Source organism: Vibrio sp. 1727, from assembly GCF_033344415.1.
GTDB lineage: Bacteria > Pseudomonadota > Gammaproteobacteria > Enterobacterales > Vibrionaceae > Vibrio > Vibrio alginolyticus.
In genome coordinates, this window is the sequence record NZ_JAWPOT010000029.1 from 21777 (window position 1) to 42617 (window position 20841).

A 20841-nucleotide genomic window follows, 5' to 3' on the forward strand; every position below is an offset into this window, starting at 1 on the left:
CTTAACATGAAGTGAAAAAGTAAACTGAGTAATCAATCTAAATTCTGACTTGTTTATCAATAGCGCTCTGTATTTATTACAAAAAATGTTTGAATGGGATGCTCTGGCATATTTTCTTATATTCACATGTGATTCATTTCACTGCTTTAATTACTCATTCTTATTTATTTCATAAATAAACCTGATAGTAGACGCAAATGGCAGGCTCTAACCAGAGCTAAGTTTGCATTTACATAAATATCAGGTATGACAATGGACACGTTAATCAAACCCTCAATACTCGCATTAACCATCGCCAGTGCACTTAGTGCAAACGCGAACGCAGAGATTATTATTTCCCAATACGTAGAAGGCGGCGCTTATAATAAAGCGGTAGAGATCGCTAATACGGGTGATACTGCGGTGACACTCACTGGCTACGAGTTGGCGAAATCATCAAACGGTGGTGGTACTTGGGGTAGCACATTCGACCTTAGCCAAGTGACGCTACAAGCTAACCAAGTGTATGTACTGGCGCATGGTGACGCGAGCGATACCATCAAAGCTGTCTCGGATATCACAGATAAAAGCGTTGCGAACTTTAACGGTGACGACCCGATCGCACTGCTTAAAGATGGTGAAGTGCACGACATCATCGGTGTGATGGGTGACGTAGATTTTGGTAAAGACACCACATTAGTTCGTAACAGTGATGCACTAACCCCTTCTGCTACTTATGATGCATCTCAGTGGACGGCATTTGAGAAAGACAACATTGACGGCCTTGGTGAGCTAAATGCGACTGAGCCACCAGCACCATTCGCTTGTGAAGTCGACGGTCAGCAACCTAACTTCACTACCATCCAAGATATTCAAGGTGAAGGCGATACGTCTCCATTCATTGATGGTTACCCATACATTACTGACGAAGATCATTTCGTAACGGGTGTCGTGACTGCTGTTACTACTGGCCTCACCAAAGGTTTCTACCTACAAGCATTAGAAAGCGACAACAACGACAAGACCTCAGAAGGCTTGTTCATTCATACCGACGCGGCGGACACGGCGCTGAAAGCTGGTGACGTTGTTTGTGTGAAAGGTAAAGTTCAAGAGTATTACAGCAATACTCAGCTTGCTTCTGATGCTAACAGCTATGTGAAAACAGGCACCTCTGAAACCCCTCGAGTTACCGATCTTGTTATCAAAGAAGGTGAGACACTACGTGATGCGCTTGAGCGTCATGAAGGGATGCAAGTTGAGTTGACCTCGGCAAGTGACTTGTTTGTAACTCGAAACTTCTCTTACGACTACGATTCACGTCGTAACAATATGATGCTCTCTCATGAAGCGCCATTGTTAAAGCCGACTCAATTACACGCGGCAGAGAGCGATGCAGCCGTTAAGCTAGCAAAAGACAACGCAGCGAACCGCGTATACCTAGAATCAGATGGCAAAGCACCAAACGGACAAATCCCATACTACCCAGATTTTGCTAAAGATGCAGACCAAGATGGCTCTTCAGAGCAGCACATTCGCCTTGGTTCGCGAGTAGAAGGTCTGCAAGGCGTGGTGGCTTACAGCTACAACGAATACCGCCTGATTGCGACCAATGAAGTCGATAACACCAACTTTGTGACTTCAGGTGAGGGTTTCGATGTGGCTCGTAAAGATGCCCCAGCGATTGCGGACTCAGATTTGCGTATTGCAAGCTTCAACGTACTGAACTACTTCAACTCCGTGGCTGACAGTGGTCATGAAAACCCAACCGGACAAAACCGTGGTGCGACTAATCTAGACGAATTCCTGATCCAGCAAGCGAAAATCGTTGCGGCGATGAACAAGATGGACGCAGACGTTATTGGTTTGATGGAAGTGGAAAACAACGGCTTTGGTGATGGCAGTGCTATCCAAAACTTAGTTGATGCCCTAAATGCTGAGATTGATGACGCTGAAGATCATTACACGTATGTCGAAATCGAAGAGCAAGACAAATACCAAGACGAATACTTTGGCAGTGATGCGATCATGGTGGCGATTTTATATCGTGCTAACGCTGTAACGCCAAAAGACGCTGCAAAAGTGATCATCACGCCAGAGCAGCACATTGCAGAAAACACAATTACTCGTAAAGAGGGCACAGAAAGTAACCCTGCTTACGATAAGTACCAACGCCACAGTCTACTTCAGACCTTTATGGTGAAAGAGACGGGTGAAGATTTGTCTATTGTCGTAAACCACTTTAAGTCGAAAGGCTCTGAGTGTATTGAAGAGTGGATTGCCGGTGTAGAAGATTCTGAGCCAGCGGATCTGCAAGGCAACTGTAACAACTTCCGCGTTTCTGCTGCGCACGCAGTGGGTGAAGCGTTGAAAGAGGTGAAAGGCGATGTATTGCTCATGGGCGACCTCAATGCTTATGGCATGGAAGACCCACTTCTGACACTGACTGATTACTCGAAAGAGAAATACGGCCGTGACATTTATACTGCTGCTTACACAACCATTGGTGATGGTGAACTTCAAGTAGAGAAGACCAAAATTGAAAAAGGTTATGGTCTGCACAATTTAAACACGTTGCTGCACGGCACTGATACGTTTTCTTACACCTATTCGGGCGAGCTGGGTAATTTGGACCACGCATTGGCAAGCAGCAGCCTAGCGCAAAAAGTGGTAGCAATTGAAGATTGGCACATCAACTCACTAGAGAGTAACTTGTTCGAATACAGCAGCAAGTACACCGGTGATATGCCGAAGTACAAAGATGCGTTCTCTGCCTCTGATCACGATCCAGTGATCATCGCGATTGATTTACCAGATGATGACATCGATTTACCGAAAGCAGGTGACAACTTAGCCGTCGATGTCCGTTTACCACCAACGGCGGTTGTAGGTGATATTGTTACGGTGAACTTAACGCCATCCACACAAGCGGCTGCGGCAAGCAGCGATACGAAAGCTTACTCGGCTAGCCAAACTTTAGTTCAAGCTGATATTGATGCGCGTAGCGTGAATATTGAGTTTGAACAAACGCCAGAGCAAGGTAATTATCAGTTAGAAGAGAAAGTGACTGACTCGACAGGCAATATCGTGAAGTTTAGCTCTGTTCGTGATGTTTCAATGACGCAAACTGAAACTGAAACTGAAACTGAAACTGAAACTGAAACTGAAACAGAAGGGTCGAAGGATTCAGATGGTGGTTCGTTTGGTTTTGGCGCGCTATTTGCGCTGCTAGGTCTCGGCTTATTCCGTCGTCGCCGCTAAGCGAATTTACTTTCTGACAAACAGTTCCTAAATAGCTGTAAAGACCAAAGGCCAGCCTATGCTGGCCTTTTTATTCAGCAAAAACTTGCCTTTCTTGCTTGGTATAGCAAAATACCGCCCTTGATTGTCACGAACGTGGCGATTCACTACGTAAGCATTGCCAAAACGGATTGGAGCAACCGACCCTTTATGTTGTTGATCATCGATAACTACGACTCTTTTACCTACAACCTTTACCAATACTTCTGCGAGCTTGGTGCAGACGTAAAGGTGGTGCGTAACGATGAAATCGATATCCAAGGCATTGAGGCGCTCAACCCAACTCATTTGGTGATCTCGCCAGGGCCATGTACGCCGAACGAAGCAGGTATTTCACTGAAAGCGATAGAACACTTCGCTGGTAAGCTTCCAATATTGGGTGTTTGTCTTGGCCATCAAGCGATAGCGCAAGTGTTTGGGGGCGAAGTGGTACGTGCACGACAAGTGATGCACGGTAAGACCTCACCAATTCGTCACAACGGTCGTAGTGTGTTTAAAAATCTGAATAACCCACTCACGGTAACCCGTTATCACTCTCTTGTGGTGAAAAACGGTACTTTACCCGACGTGTTTGAACTGACTGCATGGACAGAACTGCCTGACGGAAGCATGGATGAAATAATGGGTTACCAACATAAAACCTTGCCAATTGATGCGGTGCAGTTCCACCCAGAATCAATCAAAACTGAGCAAGGTCACGAGTTGCTTGCGAACTTTTTAGCACGCAAAACGATCTGATCGCGATCACTTTTCTTAACAAATCATTCATCTTTTTGCTGAGGTGAGCGGATTGCAAAACTATGCGATTCTCTCGAGTCTCTTTGTCTATTCATGTCTTTTAAAACCTTCTATCCCCTGTATTACATAACATTTATAAAAAATCACTTCTCTATTTTACTTTCTTGATGCATAAATAGTCATAAGCAGTGATTAATGGAAGTTACTTTCGAGAACGAAAAGAATAAATCACTATTGAAATGGTTAATTAAATGTAAATACAATGCCGCAATAGCTTAAATGCAAAACATTATTTGCTGGCAAAGAGAGCCGGTTAAATTCGCTTATCTGCTACGCATGCGGTATCAAGAAGGAATGTGCAATGACAACGGAAATTAAAGTAGAGCGCGGTTTATTCGATGAGGTAATGGTACCTTGCTATAACCCGATGGAAATGATCCCTGTTAAAGGTGAAGGTTCACGTGTTTGGGATCAGGAAGGTAATGAATACATCGACTTTGCTGGTGGTATTGCAGTGAGCTGTCTTGGCCATTGTCATCCAGTAATGGTAAACGCACTAACAGAGCAAGCTAACAAGCTTTGGCACTTAAGTAACGTTATGACGAACGAACCAGCCCTTCGTCTGGCGAAAAAGCTAACAGAAGTGAGTTTTGCTGAGCGAGTGTTCTTTGCTAACTCTGGCGCAGAAGCAAACGAAGCCGCTTTGAAGCTGGCACGTCGTTATGCAGCAGACGTTCATGGCACTGAGAAATCTGAAATCATTGCATTCAAACAAGGTTTCCACGGTCGTACATTCTTTACCGTAACGGTTGGTGGCCAAGCGGCATACTCTGACGGCTTCGGTCCTAAGCCAGGCGACGTGACACACCTTCCTTACAACGATATCGAAGCTTTACAAGCACACATGTCTGATCGTACTTGTGCGGTCATGATGGAGCCATTACAAGGTGAAGGCGGCATCGTGCCACCAACGCCTGAGTTCGCTCAAGCGGTTCGCGAGCTGTGTGACAAACACAACGCCTTACTGATCTTCGATGAAGTGCAAACTGGTAATGGCCGAACAGGTAACTTCTACGCTTACCAAGGTTTAGGTATCACGCCAGATATTCTAAGTACTGCGAAATCACTTGGTGGCGGTTTCCCAATCGGTGCAATGCTAACGACAGCAAAATTGGCAGAGCACATGAAAGTGGGCACTCACGGTTCTACATATGGCGGTAACCCACTAGCGTGTGCGGTTGCAGAAGCGGTTGTAAATGAAGTCACTAAGCCAGAGGTTTTGGCTGGTGTACTAGAACGCGAAGCAATGTTCCGTGAAGGTCTAGAGAAGATCAACGCGAAGTACAACATCTTCTCAGAAGTGCGCGGTCAAGGCCTATTACTTGGCGCTGCACTAAATGAAGAATGGCAAGGCCGTGCGCGTGACGTGCTGGTTGCTGCAGGTAAACAAGGTCTCATGGTATTGGTTGCGGGTGCCAATGTCGTACGTTTCACACCATCACTCGTTATCACACAACAAGAAATTGAAGAAGGCTTGGCGAAACTGGATAAAGCGATCGCGACTTTAGTTTAAGCGCGATATCAGTTTAAACGTCAACGCAGACACCCCCGTCAAGGATCTCTGATGGGGGAATTGTTCCTACAATATAGTTAGGATCTTCTTGCATCTGGAGGGAGTATTGATGCTAGTAGTTCGCCCTATCGCGATGTCGGATTACGACGCACTGCACACTTGTGCGGTGGAGTCTGGTCACGGATTTACATCTCTACCGGTTAACGAAGAACTGTTAACCAATCGAATCAAACATTCAGAGTACAGCTTTGGTAAGCCAGATGTGGCAGAACCAGGCGATGAAGGCTACCTGATGGTTGGCTTTGACTCTGAAACGGGTGAGGTTGCGGGTACCACCGGAATCGAAGCATCTATCGGCTGGGATGTCCCATTTTACTCATATCACATTAGTAAAGTTGTGCACTCGTCGCCAAAGCTTGGCGTTAACAACGTCGTTAAACTGCTTACTTTTGGTAATAACTACACGGGTAACAGCGAAATTTGTACCTTGTTCTTGCGTGAGAAATTCCGCCAAGGTCTGAATGGTCGTCTAATGTCGAAGTGTCGTTTCCTAATGATGGCAGAGCACCCAGAGCGCTTCTCTGAAACGATCTTTGCGGAGATGCGTGGCGTTTCAGACGACGAGGGTAATTCACCATTCTGGCAATGGCTTCAAGAGCATTTCTTCTCTATCGATTTCACTCTTGCAGATTACCTGACAGGTATCGGCAAGAAAGGCTTTATCGCCGACTTGATGCCGAAACTGCCTATTTACATCAATCTGCTCAGCCCAGAAGCGCAAGCCGTGATTGGTCAAGTACATGACAACACGCGTCCAGCGCTGAAGCTGCTTGAGCGTGAAGGTTTTACCAACCGAGGCTACGTCGACATCTTCGACGGTGGCCCAACGGTTGAGTGTGATCTGCGTAATATTGAGTCGGTACGTCATTCATTCCGCGCGCAAGTCAAAATCTCTGAACATTCCAGCACACAAGACTTCTTGATGTGTAATTCATCTTTCGAGAACTTCCGTGCGACAGTCACTAAAGCGGCGTATGACGCAGAAACACAAAGCGTGATGATTGCACCAGACGTTGCGGATGCACTTTCGGTTGAAGAAGGGGATTTCGTCCGCCTTCTTCCGCAGTAACAGACGACAGAATTTAAGGATAGAAACAATGACACATTGGATTGCAGGTGAATGGGTACAAGGTCAGGGTGAAGCATTTACGTCTCTGTCGCCGTACAACCAAGAAGTGATCTGGCAAGGCAAAGGTGCAACGGCAGAGCAGGTGAACCAGGCGGTATCTGCAGCGCGTGAAGCGTTTATTGACTGGAAAAAGCGTCCATTTTCAGAGCGTGAGGCAATCGTGTTGGCTTTTGCGGAGAAAGTAAAAGAGAACAGCGAAAAAATCGCCGAAGTGATTGCCAAAGAAACCGGTAAGCCGATTTGGGAAACGCGCACTGAAGCAGCAGCCATGGCAGGTAAAATTGCCATTTCGATTCGCGCTTATCATGACCGCACTGGTGAGGCGAGCCGTGAAGCAGCAGGCAACCAAATCGTATTGCGCCACCGCCCATTGGGCGTGATGGCGGTGTTTGGTCCTTACAACTTCCCAGGCCACCTACCAAATGGTCACATTGTGCCTGCGCTACTGGCTGGTAACACGGTAGTCTTCAAACCGTCTGAGCAAACGCCATGGACGGGTGAATTGGCAATGAAGCTATGGGAAGAAGCCGGTCTGCCGAAAGGCGTGATTAACCTTGTTCAAGGCGCGAAAGAAACTGGTATCGCCCTAGCTGACGCAAAAGGCATTGATGGCGTACTGTTTACGGGTAGCGCGAATACGGGGCATGTATTACACCGTCAATTTGCGGGTCAACCGGGCAAGATGCTCGCACTAGAAATGGGTGGTAATAACCCTATGGTGATCTCTGATAAATATGGTGATTTGGATGCCACGGTTTACACCATCATCCAGTCAGCGTTTATCAGTGCTGGGCAGCGTTGTACGTGTGCTCGTCGTTTGTATGTGCCATTGGGTGAAAAAGGCGATGCGCTTATCACCAAACTCGTTGAAGCGACACGCAATATTCGCGTAGACCAACCATTTGCAGAACCTGCGCCATTTATGGGACCGCAAATTTCGGTCGCGGCAGCCAAGTTTATTCTTGATGCACAAGCTAATCTACAGTCTCTTGGCGGTGAAAGCTTGATTGAAGCGAAAGCAGGAGAGGCGGCGTTTGTTTCTCCTGGCATCATTGATGTAACGAACATTGCTGAGTTACCAGATGAAGAATACTTCGGCCCACTTCTGCAAGTGGTGCGTTACGAAGGGTTAGACAAAGCCGTGGCGCTAGCAAACGATACGCGCTTTGGCTTATCTGCTGGTTTGGTCTCAACCGACGACCAAGAATGGGAATACTTCGTTGACCACATTCGTGCAGGTATCGTGAACCGTAACCGCCAGCTCACTGGTGCAAGTGGTGATGCGCCATTTGGTGGTCCGGGAGCGTCGGGTAACTTGCGCCCAAGCGCTTACTACGCAGCAGATTACTGTGCGTACCCAATGGCATCAATGGAAGGTCAAGAAACTGTCTTGCCTGCAACATTGAGTCCAGGTGTAGCGCTATAAGTTTTAATAATAGAGTCGCAACTATGCATTGCGGCTCACCTTGCCGGCGCATCATTTAGGTATGGGTTGTAGTGATCGTTGGCAGAACACGAAAAGTGAGCAAAGACTCGGAAAAGCGTGTTGACTGACTGGCATTTACCGTCACAGGTTGATGGTTGCTCGTTCATTATTCTGGACAACTTTTGTTGTGAACGAGCAGCCAACTTCCGCTTACCTTTAAACTCTACATCTCGTAACAAGGAGTCGTTATGACGCCCGATGTGTTATTTGAATCGCTATGGCAAGATTACATTCAACGTCTTTGCCCTTCGGCTGCTAAAGTGCATCAGCTGCTTCAAGAAGATGAGCCTCTGATTAATGATCATATAGCTTTACGTACCTTCAATATCGCGCCTCTTGGTATTGAAACTCTAGCTAAGCCATTTGTAGCTATTGGTTACAAGGCGTGTGGTGATTACGTTTTCGAAAGCAAAAAGCTGGTTGCTAAGCACTATGAGCACCCAGATCCGAAGCAACCTAAAGTATTTATTAGTGAGCTAAAAGTTGAAGAGTGCTCGTCTGAGCTACAAGAGATTGTGAAAAATTTGGTGGCACAAGTCGATGCTGACAAGCTGAACGATAGCGCATTCTTACATGGTGGACGCTTGTGGGATTTAAGCTTTGCTGATTACCAAACGTTGGCTAAAGAAAGTGAGTACGCATCTTGGCTTGCGGCGCATGGTTACGGAGCAAACCACTTCACGGTGAGCGTTAACCAGCTCAATGAATATGAAGAAGTGAAGCAGGTAAACGATCATCTGCGTACCGCTGGGTTTACCATTAATGAAAATGGTGGTGAAGTGAAGGGCACTCCTGAGGTGTTGCTAGAGCAGTCATCGACCATGGCAGATAAAGTAGTGGTTCGTTTTAGCGAAGGCACTGAAATTATCCCTGGCGGGTTTTATGAATTTGCTAAGCGCTATCCGATGGAAAATGGTGATTTGTACCCAGGTTTCGTGGCCGCTTCAGCTGACAAAATCTTTGAAAGTACGAATGGCTAAGTTTTAGGGTTAACCTGTTAAGCTTACTCATTAGTGTTCGCTGCACCCTATCTCATTTGGTCATGAGCAAATAAAAAGCCACCAATGTTGCCATTGGTGGCTTTTATAATTTTGTTCGTGTCACTCTAGTTCGAGATTAACGAGTACCGTAAACCACGATGGTTTTACCGTGAGCAGAGATTAGGTTCTGCTCTTCTAGCATCTTCAAGATACGACCTACTGTCTCACGAGAACAGCCAACAATTTGACCGATTTCTTGACGAGTGATCTTGATTTGCATGCCGTCTGGGTGAGTCATTGCGTCTGGTTGTTTCGCAAGGTTCAGAAGCGTCTGAGCGATACGACCAGTTACGTCTAGGAACGCCAGGTCACCCACTTTTTGGCTAGTTACTTGAAGACGACGAGCCATCTGCGCAGAAAGACGCATTAGGATGTCTGGGTTTACTTGGATAAGCTGACGGAACTTCTTGAAAGAAATTTCAGCAACTTCACAAGGAGATTTAGCACGAACCCAAGCTGTGCGCTCTTGGTCTTCCTCGAATAGACCAAGTTCACCAATAAAGTCTCCTTGGTTTAGGTAAGAAAGGATCATCTCCTTACCTTCTTCGTCTTTGATAAGAACCGCAACAGAACCTTTAACGATGTAGTACAAAGTTTCTGCCTTTTCGCCCGCGTGAATTAGCGTGCTCTTTGAAGGGTACTTATGAATATGACAGTGTGAAAGAAACCACTCTAATGTTGGGTCGGTTTGAGGTTTACCTAGAACCATAATATCTCACTTCCTCTGCAGGGTACGCTTGCGCTATCCATATTTTAGCTAAGCCTGAATTAGGCCTACTAGAATAAGAGCACTTTTTATATGCTGCAAGCTCTCTTGTGTTTCGGTAAGAAATAGTATCCTTTTTCGAAAACGATTTCTTGATTTTAATCGTGCCATGATTGAGATTTTGTAAGCAAAACTGTGCACATGATCACGGTATGAAAAGTAAACATCTTCGCAGGCAGGTTTTTAGCCAATTTTCCCTGTTTCGATGAGCTGTTGTAGGATAGGCCGAACTATGAGCTCCATTGCAAAGCTCATCTTACCGCCGGGTACGACAATCGTGTTGTGGCGTGACATGAATGAGCCATCAATCATGGCCAGCAGATATGGGAAGTCGACATTCTTGATACCGCGTAGGCGAATCACCACAAAACTCTCATCCAAACTAGGGATGCCTTTTGCATTAAGTGGGTTGGAAGTATCAACGGTCGGTACGCGCTGGAAGTTGATGTGAGTACGAGAAAACTGCGGAGTGATATAGTTGAGGTAATCGTCCATGGATCGCACGATTGAGTCCATTACCGCTTCACGCGAATGGCCGCGATCGCGAGTGTCACGTACGAATTTTTGGATCCACTCTAAGTTCACAATCGGCACCATGCCAATTAAGAAATCCACATGTTGAGCAACATTAACCTCGCCATCGACCACGCCACCATGTAACCCTTCATAAAACAGCACGTCGCTGTTTTCGGGTAAGTCTTGCCACGGTGTAAACGTGCCTGGCATTTGATTGTAGGGAACTGCTTCGTCAAACGTATGCAGATAACGGCGCACGCTGCCAGTGCCGTCATTCCCGAACTTACGGAAAAACTCTTCTAATCCCGGGAAGTCATTAGCTTGTGGGCCAAAGTAGCTAATGTGTCGACCTTGCTCGCGGGCTTTGCGAATTTCGATGTCCATTTCTGGGCGAGTAAAGCGATGGAAGCTATCGCCTTCAACCCATGCGGGTTTAACGTTCATCATATTGAACATTTTACGGAAGGCTTCAGATGTAGTGGTCGTGCCGGCACCGGACGAACCAGTAACCGCAATAATTGGGTGTTTAGCTGACATGACAAACCTTGTCGAAAATTACTTACCTGTAATGTGCAGTAGAGTTACTACTGCACGGTCGATATCCCACTATAGCACGTAACAATACCTTGTCATCGAGTGGGATACGGTAAAATGTGAAGGGTCTAAAATTTTGTTTTATGTTGAATATCGACGGTTTCGTGTAGCTCAGAGAACACGATAACCGCTTCACCTTTTTCCAATTGAGCTTTAACTTGATCAATTTTGTCTTGCAAAGAAACCTCGACGGTTCCGTAATCCGTTCCTTCGCGTAAGACGAATTCACGAATTAAGTTTTCCAATGTTTCCGGCGCAATGTCTTGCCATGGAATGATCATAAATACCTCTAACTTTTATGATGAGCGGCTAGTTTACTGCGTTCGTTGCTTGGATACAGCAGAAAGGTAATCTGCGGCGATACTTTCGTAATACGCGGGCAGCGCTTCCTCCAACCAAAACTTAGGTTTTAACGCCGTTCCTGTCAGGAAGCCAACATGGCCACCGTGCTCAAAGAGACGGTAATCAATGTTATCTGGCAGAACAAATTTCGGGATCACATCGTCGGTCATGAATGGATCGTCTTTGGCGTGAATGATCAGTGTCGGTAGCTTGATCTGTTGTAATTTACTTAAGCCTGAACATTGATCGTAATAATCTTGTGCGTCTTTAAAGCCATGCAATGGTGCGGTAATCAAATCATCGAATTCATACAGCCGTGTGACACGTTTTATTGAGTTGTAGGACAGCGCAAGCTCACCATGCAGTAGATGATGCTTTTGTAACGCGTTACGTTTCAGTGAAGAAAGCAGATAACGGCGATACACTTTTGAAAAGCCTTGTTCTATACGGTTCGCACACGCCGCTAGGTCTAAAGGCGCTGAGATAATAGTCGCTGCATTCAAAATAGGGTGGTCTTTATATTGGGCTAAATAATTCGCCAACATGTTACCGCCAAGAGAAATACCAACCGCAACTTTGGGGTTATCAGGAAAGCGTTGCTCAAGGTGCTCTAAGAAGTGGCGGGCGTCAGTCACTTCACCAGAATGATAGGCGCGAGCTTTCTTGTTTGGCTTACCGCTACAGCCACGAAAATGCATCATCACCGACAGCCATCCAGATTGAGCAAATGCATTCATTAGCCCATTGGCATAAGGGCTATAGAAGCATCCCTCTAACCCATGAAATAAAACAAAAATCGGCTTTTTTAGTGCAGGCTCTTGGGTTGGGTCCTCGCTCCACGCGAGATCGAGAAAGTCGCCATCGGATGTATCGAGGGTTTGCCAAATCGGCGTAAACAACGCTTTTTTGCGAATAAAACGCGGCAAAAGCGTTTGGAGATGCGGGTTTTTGATCCCGGCGGCTGCGAAAAATTGTGTCATACCTAACTGCTCTTATGCGGTCCTTCGGTGTCCGTTGAAGAACTTATTAATATAATCCTTTATAAAGATTATAGGTATTCTACAGATTTATGGGCGTTTTGGTGGTTGAATGTTTGGCACCGGCATAGCAAAGGCTTGCTGCAAATGCTCCCCACCGAGTTGACGACAGTATCTCAACGTCAGTGGGTCACCATCATTTTTGAGTAGTGCAAGTGAGTTAATGCAGTCCACCAAATCCGCTTGTTGCTGCTTTTCTAGTTGCAGCTCAAACTGCAAGGTCTCACGATACAAAGCGTCATTGACTTGAGACTTAAGGTGGCGACGAAGGTCGCGAAAGGAGTGAAGTAAAGTTTCGCTCCTACCTAGACAGTCTTGCACCAAGGGCCAGTCTTTTTCTTGGAAAATGAGTTGCTGCTCATCGAGCCATCTGAGCAGCAGGAGTAGGTTCACGTTACCGTGATAATTGTTCTGTAATGATAAACACGCCTCTTTCACTTCTCGCACACCATAAAATTGCAGACTAAACTGCCAAAGGTGTTCTAGGGTGAGTGTGTATTCAGCGTGTTGATTACTCATTGATTAAACTCTAGCTCCATCTGCTCCAACGTTTCTTGAGCAGACATCCATTCCATTTCAATTTCTTCGAGCTCAGCTTTACTGGAAGCTTGAAGTGCCAGCACTTGGTTAAGTTTAGCTTTATTTTCGGCCGCATACAGTGAGTTGTCCGCCAATTGTTCTTCAGCTTCGGCCAGTGCAGCACCTAACTTATCCATTTTATTTTCTAGTTGTGTCAGCGTTTTGCGAATTGGCGCTGTCTGTTTTCGAAACTCTGCATCGCGACGTTTTTGCTCTTTCTTCGCAGCTGCGCTGTTGGCCGTATCTTTGCTTGGCTGCGCAGCCTGCGCTTCTTTGCGTTCCGCTCTTTGTTGTTCGGTTAACCATTTATAATAGTCATTTAAATCACCGTCGAACGGAGCAACTTGTCGATCATGCACTAAATACAAGTCATCGGTCGTAGCACGCAATAGGTAACGGTCGTGCGAAACAATCACCATCGCACCTTCGAATGTTTGCAGTGCCATCGTCAATGCCTGACGCATGTCCAAGTCTAAGTGGTTGGTCGGTTCATCAAGTAGCAACAGGTTTGGCTTTTGCCACACAATTAAAGCCAATACCAAACGGGCTTTTTCGCCACCAGAAAACGGCGCAACTTTTTCTAGTGCTTTGTCACCTTGGAAGCCAAAGCTACCTAGGTAATCACGTAGCTGCTGTTCGGTTTGATCGGGTGCGATTTGCATCATGTGTTGCAGCGGCGTTTCTTCAGGATGAAGCGTTTCTAACTGGTGCTGAGCGAAGTAACCAATTTTCACGCCTTGTGAGTAAGTTAGGTCACCACCTTGCGCGTTAAGTTCACCAGAGAGCAACTTGATTAAGGTCGATTTACCCGCACCATTACGGCCGAGTAGACCAATACGACTGCCAGGAACCAAGTTCAAGCGGATCTTCTCTAAGATGAGGTTGTCACCGTAACCTGCAGATACTTCATCCATCATCATGATTGGGTTTGGCAGCGCAGCTGGCTCACGGAATTGAAAGCTAAATGGGTTATCGAATTGAGCTGGCAGTACTTTTTCCATGCGCTCCAAAGCTTTGATACGGCTTTGGGCTTGGCGTGCTTTTGATGCTTTGTAACGGAAGCGGTCGATGTAGCTTTGCATGTGCGACATCTGCTTCTGTTGCTTTTCAAACATCGCTTGTTGCAGCACCATCTTTTGTGCGCGTTGGTTTTCGAATGACGAGTAGTTACCCGTGTATTCGTTCAGCTGCTGATTCTCGATGTGAATGATGCGACCAACAATTGGATCAAGGAAGTCACGGTCGTGCGAGATCAGAATCAGCGTGCCAGGGTAGTTTTGTAGCCAACGCTCTAACCACATTACCGCGTCCAAATCCAAGTGGTTGGTTGGTTCGTCGAGTAGCAGTAGATCAGAACGACACAATAGCGCTTGAGCCAAGTTAAGACGCATACGCCAACCACCCGAGAATTGGGTCAAACTCCAACTCATTTGCTCTTGGCTGAACCCTAAACCATCGAGCAGTTCTGCCGCGCGAGCGCGAATGCTGTAACCACCAATGGTTTCAATTTTACCGTGTATCTCGGCAACTAGGGTTCCGTTGTCTTGTGTTTCTGCTTCAGCTAACTGCTTTTCGAGAGCGCGGTATTCGCGATCACCATCAATGACGTATTCCAGTGCAGTGCGCTCTAGCGCAGGCGTTTCCTGTGCGACCCAGGCCAACTCCCAATGTTGAGGTTGGCTAAATGAGCCTGCATCAATTGACAGTTCATCTTTCAGTAGGGCAAACAGCGTTGATTTACCGCAGCCGTTTTTGCCCACAAGACCGACTTTATCGCCAGGGTGAATAGTCGCAGATGCTTGGTCTAAAAGAGGTTTACCGCCACGCAGTAACTGAATATCAGAGAAGGTAATCATAAAGTTTTCATTCACTTTGCGCAGTGCGCGTTGCTTGGTTACATAGCGAAGTGGTTTCAATCGTTTTTAAAGCCACTTGGGTATATATCTAGCGGTGAATAGTAGGGGTATTGACCGGAAAAGTCGATTGATTCGCTTTAATTGCATTATGCTGTACAAAAAAGTATAACAATTTGATAACGGATAAAAATAACCACAAGGACGACCATTTGGCTGTTGCACCGTCTATTCTCCCAAAAGTTCTGGTCATTTATGCTCATCCAGAGCCACATAACTCGATTGCCAATCAAGTGATGATAAAAAAAGCTCAGTCGCTTGATCACGTCACTGTGCACGACCTTTACGGTGTTTACCCTGATTTCTTTATTGATGTGAATTACGAACATGAGTTGTTGCTCGCTCACGATGTGATCGTATTTCACCACCCACTTTATATGTATTCATGTCCAGCCCTATTAAAAGAGTGGCTAGACCGAGTGTTAGGTAAAGGCTTTGCGTTTGGCGGAGGTGCGGCGCTAGAAGGAAAATACTGGCGCAGTGTCATTACAACAGGTGGTAAAGAAGAAGCCTTCAGCGCGAAGGGGTACAACAAATACCCACTTGAGCAAATCTTGCAACCGTTTGAACTGACGGCAGCCCTATGCCAGATGCACTGGATTGAACCACTGGTGTTGTATTGGTCAAGAAATGTTTCAGATATTGAACGCTACGAACATGCCGAGTTATACCGTGGATGGCTGAGTAACCCACTTGAAAACTGGCAAGCGGCAGATCGAGGAGGTCAGTATGGCGATCACCAGTGAGTTTCTTCAAAGCAGTGTGGTCTTTCTTTCGGCTGCGGTTATTGCGGTGCCGATTGCTCAGCGCCTTGGGCTTGGCTCGGTTTTAGGTTATTTACTCGCTGGTGTGTTGATTGGCCCATGGGGGCTTGGCTTAATTAGCGACGTTGATGCCATTTTGCATTTTGCCGAGCTTGGGGTTGTGTTGTTACTGTTTTTGATAGGGCTGGAATTAAACCCTAAAAAATTGTGGCAGATGCGAGGGCCGATTTTAGGTTTAGGCGGTGCGCAGGTTGTGGTCACGACCGCCGTGATTGGTAGTGTCGTCAGTATGTTTGGCGTAAGCATGCAAGTGAGTTTGGTGATCGGGATGGGGTTGGCGCTGTCCTCGACGGCGATTGCGCTTAAAGTCATTGAAGAGCAAGGGCTTAATGGTACCGAAACGGGGCAATCTGGTTTTGCGGTGCTGCTCTTTCAAGATATTGCAGTGATCCCGATGCTGGCGATGTTGCCCTTGCTAGCAGGCGGGCATAGTGGTGGAAGTTGGTTGGATGTCTTCACTATTTTAGGCAGTGTGGTAGCACTGTTGATTGGAGGTCACTTTTTACTACGTCCGCTATTTCGTTTTGTCGTGATGAGCGGCGTTCGTGAGCTCTTTACCGTTGCTGCACTTTTAGTCGTGCTTGGCATTTCGGTCGTGATGCAAAAGCTTGGCCTTTCGATGGCATTGGGGACTTTTTTAGCAGGCGTTTTGCTGGCAGAGAGTGAGTATCGCCATGAGCTGGAAATCGCTATCGAGCCATTTAAAGGTCTGTTGTTGGGGTTATTCTTTATTGCGGTGGGCATGGCGGTAAACTTGGGGTTATTGGCATTACACCCTTTAGAGATTCTCGGTGCGGTGGTGGCTTTGGTCGTGGTTAAGGGTTTGGTTTTGTATGCATTGGCGAGAGCTGCCCGTGTCGGAGCCAAAGCGAGAAGCCGTATGGCTGCAATTTTGAGCCAAGGCGGTGAGTTTGCCTTTGTCATATTTACCGCGGCGAGCCAAGAGGGCATTTTGTCCAAAGAGCAAGTGGCGTTTCTGTTGGTGGTGGTCAGTCTATCCATGGTGACGACTCCTCTTTTGCTGATGGGACAAAAGAAGTGGTTTGCTCATACCCTGAATCAAGAAGAAGAGGGCATGACCACGAAAGTCGTGGATCGCCGACCACGCGTTATCATTGCAGGCTTTGGACGTTTCGGTCAGATCGTCGGACGTTTAATGTATGCCAATAAAATTAAAGTGACAGTATTAGAAAGTGATGCCAGCCAAATCCACCTATTACGTAAGTATGGTTACAAAGTGTTTTATGGCGATGCTACACAAATTGACCTATTGAGGGCTGCTGGCGCTGATAAAGCGGAAGCATTGATTATTTGTACTGATTCACCTGATGAGGTGATGGCCATCGTGGACATTTGTCGCGTGCACTTCCCGAAACTTAAGTTGTTAGCCCGAGCAAGAAGCCGTGTCGAGGCTTACCAGTTAATGAGTCATGGTGTAGAGAATTACTCTCGTGAAACATTTCTAGGGGCACTAGATCTCGGTCGCCAAGCGCTCGTAGAACTGGGTATGCATCCTTATCAAGCAAAGCGGGCAGAAGCACATTTTCGCAAGTTAGATAATGCTATGCTTAAGGACTTATTGCCTCAACACAATGAAGATAAGAAATTAGCTCAAAGAGCGAAAGAGGCCCGCAAAGAGCTAGAAGAAATATTTGGTCGTGAAATGGAGAGCGACCATCAGTCACCTAATCATTGGAAGTAGTACTTGAGCCAAGACTCAAGCTAAGGAAATAGCGTGAAAATCAAGAAACGTTTTATTGCCGGCGCTAGCTGCCCAAATTGCAGCCAGCAAGATACCCTGCGCTGGTGGATTGAAAATAACATCGAGTTAGTTGAGTGTGTCGAGTGTGAGTTTACAGAGCAGCGCAAACCACAATCTGTAGAGAAAAATAAACACTCAGATCAGGAAATGATCGGAATTTTTAAGCCGGAGTAATTGAACTTCGATAATTGATCCCCATAATACACCCAGATATCTCAGTACTTAACCCCATTCAGGTTAAGTCAATTAATCTCCCTGGAGTTAGTATGAAAATTGAAAAGAACGTTGTTGCAAGCCTTGCATACAAAGTAATGATGGAAGACGGTGTCGTTGTTGATCAATCAACAGCAGAAGCACCTCTAGATTACCTTCACGGTCACAACAACCTAATCACAGGTCTTGAAAAAGAACTTGAAGGTAAAGTGGCTGGCGACAAGTTCTCAGTAACGGTAGCTCCTGAAGAAGCTTACGGTGAGCACAACGATGCGCTAGTACAGCGCGTTCCTGCGGACGTGTTCCAAGGCGTTGAGCAAATCGAAGTGGGCATGCGCTTCCTAGCTGACACTGACCAAGGTCCAATCCCTGTTGAAGTAACAGAAGTTGACGGCAACGAAGTGGTTGTTGACGGTAACCATATGTTAGCTGGTCAAACACTAACTTTCGAAGTAGAAGTTATGTCTACACGTGAAGCAACAGCAGAAGAGATCGAACACGGTCACATCCATCAAGGTGGTGGCTGTTGTGGTGGTCACGATCATGACCACGATCACGAAGAAGAAGGCGGCTGCTGTGGCGGCGGTAGCTGTGGTTCTCACTAATCATAAGCGCCTTCACTAGATAATCTTATCTAGCAAAGCTTTGAAAAGCGCAAGTTGAGTTTTCAACTTGCGCTTTTTGTTTATCTAAGGTGTAGTGCCAACCATACAAGGAATAACAGTTGGACAAAGCGATGACGAAACCTTTCTCGATTGCCATTCATGGCGGTGCAGGCACCATCTTGCGTGAACAGATGAGCGATGAGCTGCAACAATCCATCTTGGCGGATTTAGAAGCTGCGGTAAAAGCGGGACATCAAATTCTAGAAACGGGCGGTGAAGCCTTAGATGCCGTCGTAGCGGCAGTGAAAGTATTGGAAGACTCTCCTAACTTTAATGCGGGTAAAGGCTCAGTGCTGACCAACAACGAAATGGTAGAAATGGACGCTTCTGTGATGGATGGGCGAAACCTTGCAGCAGGTGCGGTCGCTGGGGTTCGTCATATCAGAAACCCAATTGAGCTCGCTCGTGATGTGATGCGAAACAGCAATCATGTGTTGTTGGTGGGTGAGGGCGCAGAGAAGTTTGCTTTTGAGCGAGGACATGAGTATACCGAGCAAGATTACTTCTTTACTGATCGCCGTTATGAGCAGTTGCTGTCTATGCGTGAGAAAGGACTGTTTGCTTTGTCGGAATCTCGTTACCCAGATGACCGTAAGCACGGTACGGTTGGTGCGGTAGCGTTAGATCAACAAGGTAACTTAGCCGCTGCCACCAGTACGGGTGGCGTGACGAATAAGAAATACAACCGAGTCGGAGATTCGGCTCTGATTGGTTGTGGTACGGTGGCCGAAAATGGCGTTGTGGCAGTTTCCACTACGGGTGTCGGAGAGTTCTTTATTCGTAAACGTGTTGCGGAAGACGTTGCAGCACGTATGCGTTACTTACAAGAAGATATTCATACGGCTTGTGAACACATTATCCAAGGTGCTCTCAAACAGATGGGCGGAGAGGGCGGTTTGATTGCCATTGATGCTAAAGGTGAGATGCACTTTGCGATGAACAGTTCTGGCATGTACCGAGCAGGCATTAATACGCAAGGCGAGCTGAGCGTTAAAATCTACGCCGACGAATAGCTTCCTCTTGAGAACCTTCTTAAGTAATCAATACAACAAAGCCCAGAACATGTTCTGGGCTTTATGCTGTTTGAGCCTGCATTTTAATAATGCGGTGGTGGGGTTTCTTCTGACGGATCGGCTAAATTCGACGAGTCCATATTTTTTACTTTACCTACCACATATTTCATCTGATCGAGCATCTTGGTAATTTGCAGTTGTTGCTGCGATAAAGCGCCGTTCAGATCTTCAATAGTCTGTTCTTGGAACGCAAGCTGACATTCTAAGTCATTAATGCGTGCTTCCAATTGCTGAATGATTTTTTCTGTCATGATCCGTTCTCTAACTGCCAAGCTTGGGCAATACCTGCTGAAGTAGCAGTAATTACGCGTTGTTTTGAATCAAAGGCTGCATCATACACGACCGCACGGGGAGGGCGAGTGTCTTTTTTGGGCTCCACTTCAAATCCACTCATTCGTTTTCCGGTTTGAGTATCCCATATCGACACACAGCCAGAAGGGCTTCCTGTGACTAGTTGAGTCCCGTCGTCAGAAAATCGTGCGGTAGAGAAAATTAATTGGCGTGACCAACTGCTCAACTGTGTGACTTCTTGTCCAGTTTTTAAATTCCAAACAATCGCTTGGTTTCCGCCATCAGATGTCATTGCTAATTTTCCATCTCTTTGCAGGGCCACGCGAACAATTCGTTGTTCATGTTCGAAGGTTCGTAGTACTTGTCCGGTTTCGGTATCCCACAGATACGCTTTATAGTCATTACCTCCGGTTAGGGCGAAGCGCCCATTAGGAGAAATGGCCACGGAATTGACTTTTTCACGATGCGCAAGGAACTCCATGCGACGCCCGGTGACTAAGTTGACATAAATTGCTTTACCGTTGGATAACCCAAGCAGAACTTGTTCACCATTACTGGTGATATCAACGTCGCGAATGAGCGCATCAGAGATAGACCAAAGGCCTTCGGATTGCGTCCAGCCTAGGTCCCAAACTGCGAAGTTCATTTGGCTTGCTGTAATTGCGTAGCGACCATTGTCAGATATGCGGATATGGGAAACCACATTGGCATCGGCATCGAGTTCACCCAGATTGGCTAGTTGTTCATTTTGCTCTAGGTCCCACAACATCAAATGACGTTGTTGAGAATAGAGCAGAGCAAACCGTCCATCTCTGCTAAGTGCGAAGCTCGTCGCACCTTGAGGTTCTATCGGCCAACGCTGCACTTCACGCTCGGCGAAAAAGCAACCATTTAACGTGGTGATGACAATTAAATATAGGAATAAATGAAAAATTCTTTGCATCACATCTAATAATCCGGTTTG

At 46.4% G+C, this 20841-nt stretch carries 19 protein-coding genes; 11 read left to right on the forward strand and 8 right to left on the reverse strand.

Translation table 11 applies throughout. The annotated features are described in order from the left end of the window. The first annotated feature begins 252 nt into the window (after positions 1–252). The 6 genes from R8O10_RS21080 (at position 253) to R8O10_RS21105 (ending at position 9242) form a co-directional block, all read left to right on the forward strand. Positions 253–3237, forward strand: coding sequence for an ExeM/NucH family extracellular endonuclease (locus R8O10_RS21080; RefSeq protein WP_318191701.1), 2985 nt, complete (start codon positions 253–255; stop codon positions 3235–3237). A 189-nt stretch (positions 3238–3426) separates the two neighbouring features. Continuing rightward, the gene (locus R8O10_RS21085) at positions 3427–4014 is read left to right on the forward strand and encodes an aminodeoxychorismate/anthranilate synthase component II (protein ID WP_065274924.1); all 588 of its coding nucleotides are present in this window, start codon (positions 3427–3429) and stop codon (positions 4012–4014) included. Between the two features lie 361 nt (positions 4015–4375). Next, on the forward strand, positions 4376–5587 hold the full coding sequence (locus tag R8O10_RS21090) for an aspartate aminotransferase family protein (RefSeq protein ID WP_005381420.1): 1212 nt from the start codon (positions 4376–4378) through the stop codon (positions 5585–5587). Positions 5588–5696: 109 nt separating this feature from the next. Then, positions 5697–6716, forward strand: coding sequence for an arginine N-succinyltransferase (astA, locus tag R8O10_RS21095; RefSeq protein ID WP_005381422.1), 1020 nt, complete (start codon positions 5697–5699; stop codon positions 6714–6716). Positions 6717–6744: 28 nt separating this feature from the next. After that, entirely contained in the window at positions 6745–8202 is a 1458-nt protein-coding gene (gene astD, locus R8O10_RS21100; RefSeq protein ID WP_005381424.1) for a succinylglutamate-semialdehyde dehydrogenase, read from the forward strand. Positions 8203–8450: 248 nt separating this feature from the next. After that, positions 8451–9242, forward strand: coding sequence for a DUF1338 domain-containing protein (locus R8O10_RS21105; protein ID WP_262602825.1), 792 nt, complete (start codon positions 8451–8453; stop codon positions 9240–9242). 136 nt (positions 9243–9378) lie between these two features. Here R8O10_RS21105 and crp read toward each other — a convergent pair whose 3' ends face one another. From crp to R8O10_RS21135, 6 genes are all read right to left on the reverse strand, one after another. Next, positions 9379–10011, reverse strand: a complete 633-nt coding sequence (gene crp / locus R8O10_RS21110) for a cAMP-activated global transcriptional regulator CRP (protein WP_005381432.1) — start codon at positions 10009–10011, stop codon at positions 9379–9381. Positions 10012–10251: 240 nt separating this feature from the next. Continuing rightward, positions 10252–11121 (reverse strand): phosphoribulokinase, encoded by an 870-nt coding sequence (locus tag R8O10_RS21115; protein WP_318191702.1) that lies wholly within the window; start codon positions 11119–11121, stop codon positions 10252–10254. A 125-nt stretch (positions 11122–11246) separates the two neighbouring features. Continuing rightward, on the reverse strand, positions 11247–11459 hold the full coding sequence (locus tag R8O10_RS21120) for a YheU family protein (RefSeq protein WP_005382815.1): 213 nt from the start codon (positions 11457–11459) through the stop codon (positions 11247–11249). Between the two features lie 33 nt (positions 11460–11492). Then, positions 11493–12500, reverse strand: coding sequence for a hydrolase (locus tag R8O10_RS21125; RefSeq protein WP_318191703.1), 1008 nt, complete (start codon positions 12498–12500; stop codon positions 11493–11495). An 87-nt stretch (positions 12501–12587) separates the two neighbouring features. Further along, positions 12588–13076, reverse strand: coding sequence for a TIGR02444 family protein (locus R8O10_RS21130; protein WP_005382813.1), 489 nt, complete (start codon positions 13074–13076; stop codon positions 12588–12590). Next, positions 13073–14992, reverse strand: coding sequence for an ABC transporter ATP-binding protein (locus R8O10_RS21135; protein ID WP_042523641.1), 1920 nt, complete (start codon positions 14990–14992; stop codon positions 13073–13075). The genes R8O10_RS21130 and R8O10_RS21135 overlap by 4 nt, the downstream gene beginning before the upstream one ends. Before the next feature lie 209 nt (positions 14993–15201). On the opposite strand from R8O10_RS21135, the gene kefG reads away from it, so the two are divergent. The 5 genes from kefG (at position 15202) to R8O10_RS21160 (ending at position 19526) form a co-directional block, all read left to right on the forward strand. Continuing rightward, complete coding sequence (gene kefG / locus R8O10_RS21140; protein WP_005381444.1) at positions 15202–15795, forward strand: glutathione-regulated potassium-efflux system ancillary protein KefG; 594 nt, start codon at positions 15202–15204, stop codon at positions 15793–15795. Continuing rightward, entirely contained in the window at positions 15779–17575 is a 1797-nt protein-coding gene (gene kefB, locus R8O10_RS21145; RefSeq protein WP_017633740.1) for a glutathione-regulated potassium-efflux system protein KefB, read from the forward strand. Before kefG ends, kefB begins: the two co-directional genes overlap by 17 nt. Before the next feature lie 33 nt (positions 17576–17608). Further along, entirely contained in the window at positions 17609–17809 is a 201-nt protein-coding gene (locus R8O10_RS21150) for a YheV family putative zinc ribbon protein (RefSeq protein WP_005381449.1), read from the forward strand. Between the two features lie 92 nt (positions 17810–17901). Beyond that, positions 17902–18453 (forward strand): peptidylprolyl isomerase, encoded by a 552-nt coding sequence (slyD, locus tag R8O10_RS21155; RefSeq protein WP_005381451.1) that lies wholly within the window; start codon positions 17902–17904, stop codon positions 18451–18453. A 131-nt stretch (positions 18454–18584) separates the two neighbouring features. Then, on the forward strand, positions 18585–19526 hold the full coding sequence (locus R8O10_RS21160) for an isoaspartyl peptidase/L-asparaginase family protein (protein ID WP_065275091.1): 942 nt from the start codon (positions 18585–18587) through the stop codon (positions 19524–19526). 83 nt (positions 19527–19609) lie between these two features. Here R8O10_RS21160 and R8O10_RS21165 read toward each other — a convergent pair whose 3' ends face one another. Together R8O10_RS21165 and R8O10_RS21170 are read right to left on the reverse strand one after the other, a co-directional pair. After that, positions 19610–19837 (reverse strand): SlyX family protein, encoded by a 228-nt coding sequence (locus R8O10_RS21165; protein WP_005381455.1) that lies wholly within the window; start codon positions 19835–19837, stop codon positions 19610–19612. After that, the gene (locus R8O10_RS21170; protein ID WP_318191704.1) at positions 19834–20820 is read right to left on the reverse strand and encodes a hypothetical protein; all 987 of its coding nucleotides are present in this window, start codon (positions 20818–20820) and stop codon (positions 19834–19836) included. Before R8O10_RS21170 ends, R8O10_RS21165 begins: the two co-directional genes overlap by 4 nt. Positions 20821–20841 lie beyond the last annotated feature (21 nt).

What these genes read in the sequence shown, in the direction of transcription:
- R8O10_RS21170 (WP_318191704.1), bottom strand. Translation starts at nt 20,820, where the DNA reads ATGCAAAGAATTTTTCATTTATTCCTATATTTAATTGTCATCACCACG.
- R8O10_RS21165 (WP_005381455.1), bottom strand. Translation starts at nt 19,837, where the DNA reads ATGACAGAAAAAATCATTCAGCAATTGGAAGCACGCATTAATGACTTA.
- R8O10_RS21120 (WP_005382815.1), bottom strand. Translation starts at nt 11,459, where the DNA reads ATGATCATTCCATGGCAAGACATTGCGCCGGAAACATTGGAAAACTTA.
- slyD (WP_005381451.1), top strand. Translation starts at nt 17,902, where the DNA reads ATGAAAATTGAAAAGAACGTTGTTGCAAGCCTTGCATACAAAGTAATG.
- R8O10_RS21135 (WP_042523641.1), bottom strand. Translation starts at nt 14,992, where the DNA reads ATGATTACCTTCTCTGATATTCAGTTACTGCGTGGCGGTAAACCTCTT.
- R8O10_RS21125 (WP_318191703.1), bottom strand. Translation starts at nt 12,500, where the DNA reads ATGACACAATTTTTCGCAGCCGCCGGGATCAAAAACCCGCATCTCCAA.
- R8O10_RS21090 (WP_005381420.1), top strand. Translation starts at nt 4,376, where the DNA reads ATGACAACGGAAATTAAAGTAGAGCGCGGTTTATTCGATGAGGTAATG.
- astA (WP_005381422.1), top strand. Translation starts at nt 5,697, where the DNA reads ATGCTAGTAGTTCGCCCTATCGCGATGTCGGATTACGACGCACTGCAC.
- kefB (WP_017633740.1), top strand. Translation starts at nt 15,779, where the DNA reads ATGGCGATCACCAGTGAGTTTCTTCAAAGCAGTGTGGTCTTTCTTTCG.
- R8O10_RS21130 (WP_005382813.1), bottom strand. Translation starts at nt 13,076, where the DNA reads ATGAGTAATCAACACGCTGAATACACACTCACCCTAGAACACCTTTGG.
- R8O10_RS21085 (WP_065274924.1), top strand. Translation starts at nt 3,427, where the DNA reads ATGTTGTTGATCATCGATAACTACGACTCTTTTACCTACAACCTTTAC.
- astD (WP_005381424.1), top strand. Translation starts at nt 6,745, where the DNA reads ATGACACATTGGATTGCAGGTGAATGGGTACAAGGTCAGGGTGAAGCA.
- R8O10_RS21105 (WP_262602825.1), top strand. Translation starts at nt 8,451, where the DNA reads ATGACGCCCGATGTGTTATTTGAATCGCTATGGCAAGATTACATTCAA.
- crp (WP_005381432.1), bottom strand. Translation starts at nt 10,011, where the DNA reads ATGGTTCTAGGTAAACCTCAAACCGACCCAACATTAGAGTGGTTTCTT.
- R8O10_RS21160 (WP_065275091.1), top strand. Translation starts at nt 18,585, where the DNA reads ATGACGAAACCTTTCTCGATTGCCATTCATGGCGGTGCAGGCACCATC.
- R8O10_RS21080 (WP_318191701.1), top strand. Translation starts at nt 253, where the DNA reads ATGGACACGTTAATCAAACCCTCAATACTCGCATTAACCATCGCCAGT.
- R8O10_RS21115 (WP_318191702.1), bottom strand. Translation starts at nt 11,121, where the DNA reads ATGTCAGCTAAACACCCAATTATTGCGGTTACTGGTTCGTCCGGTGCC.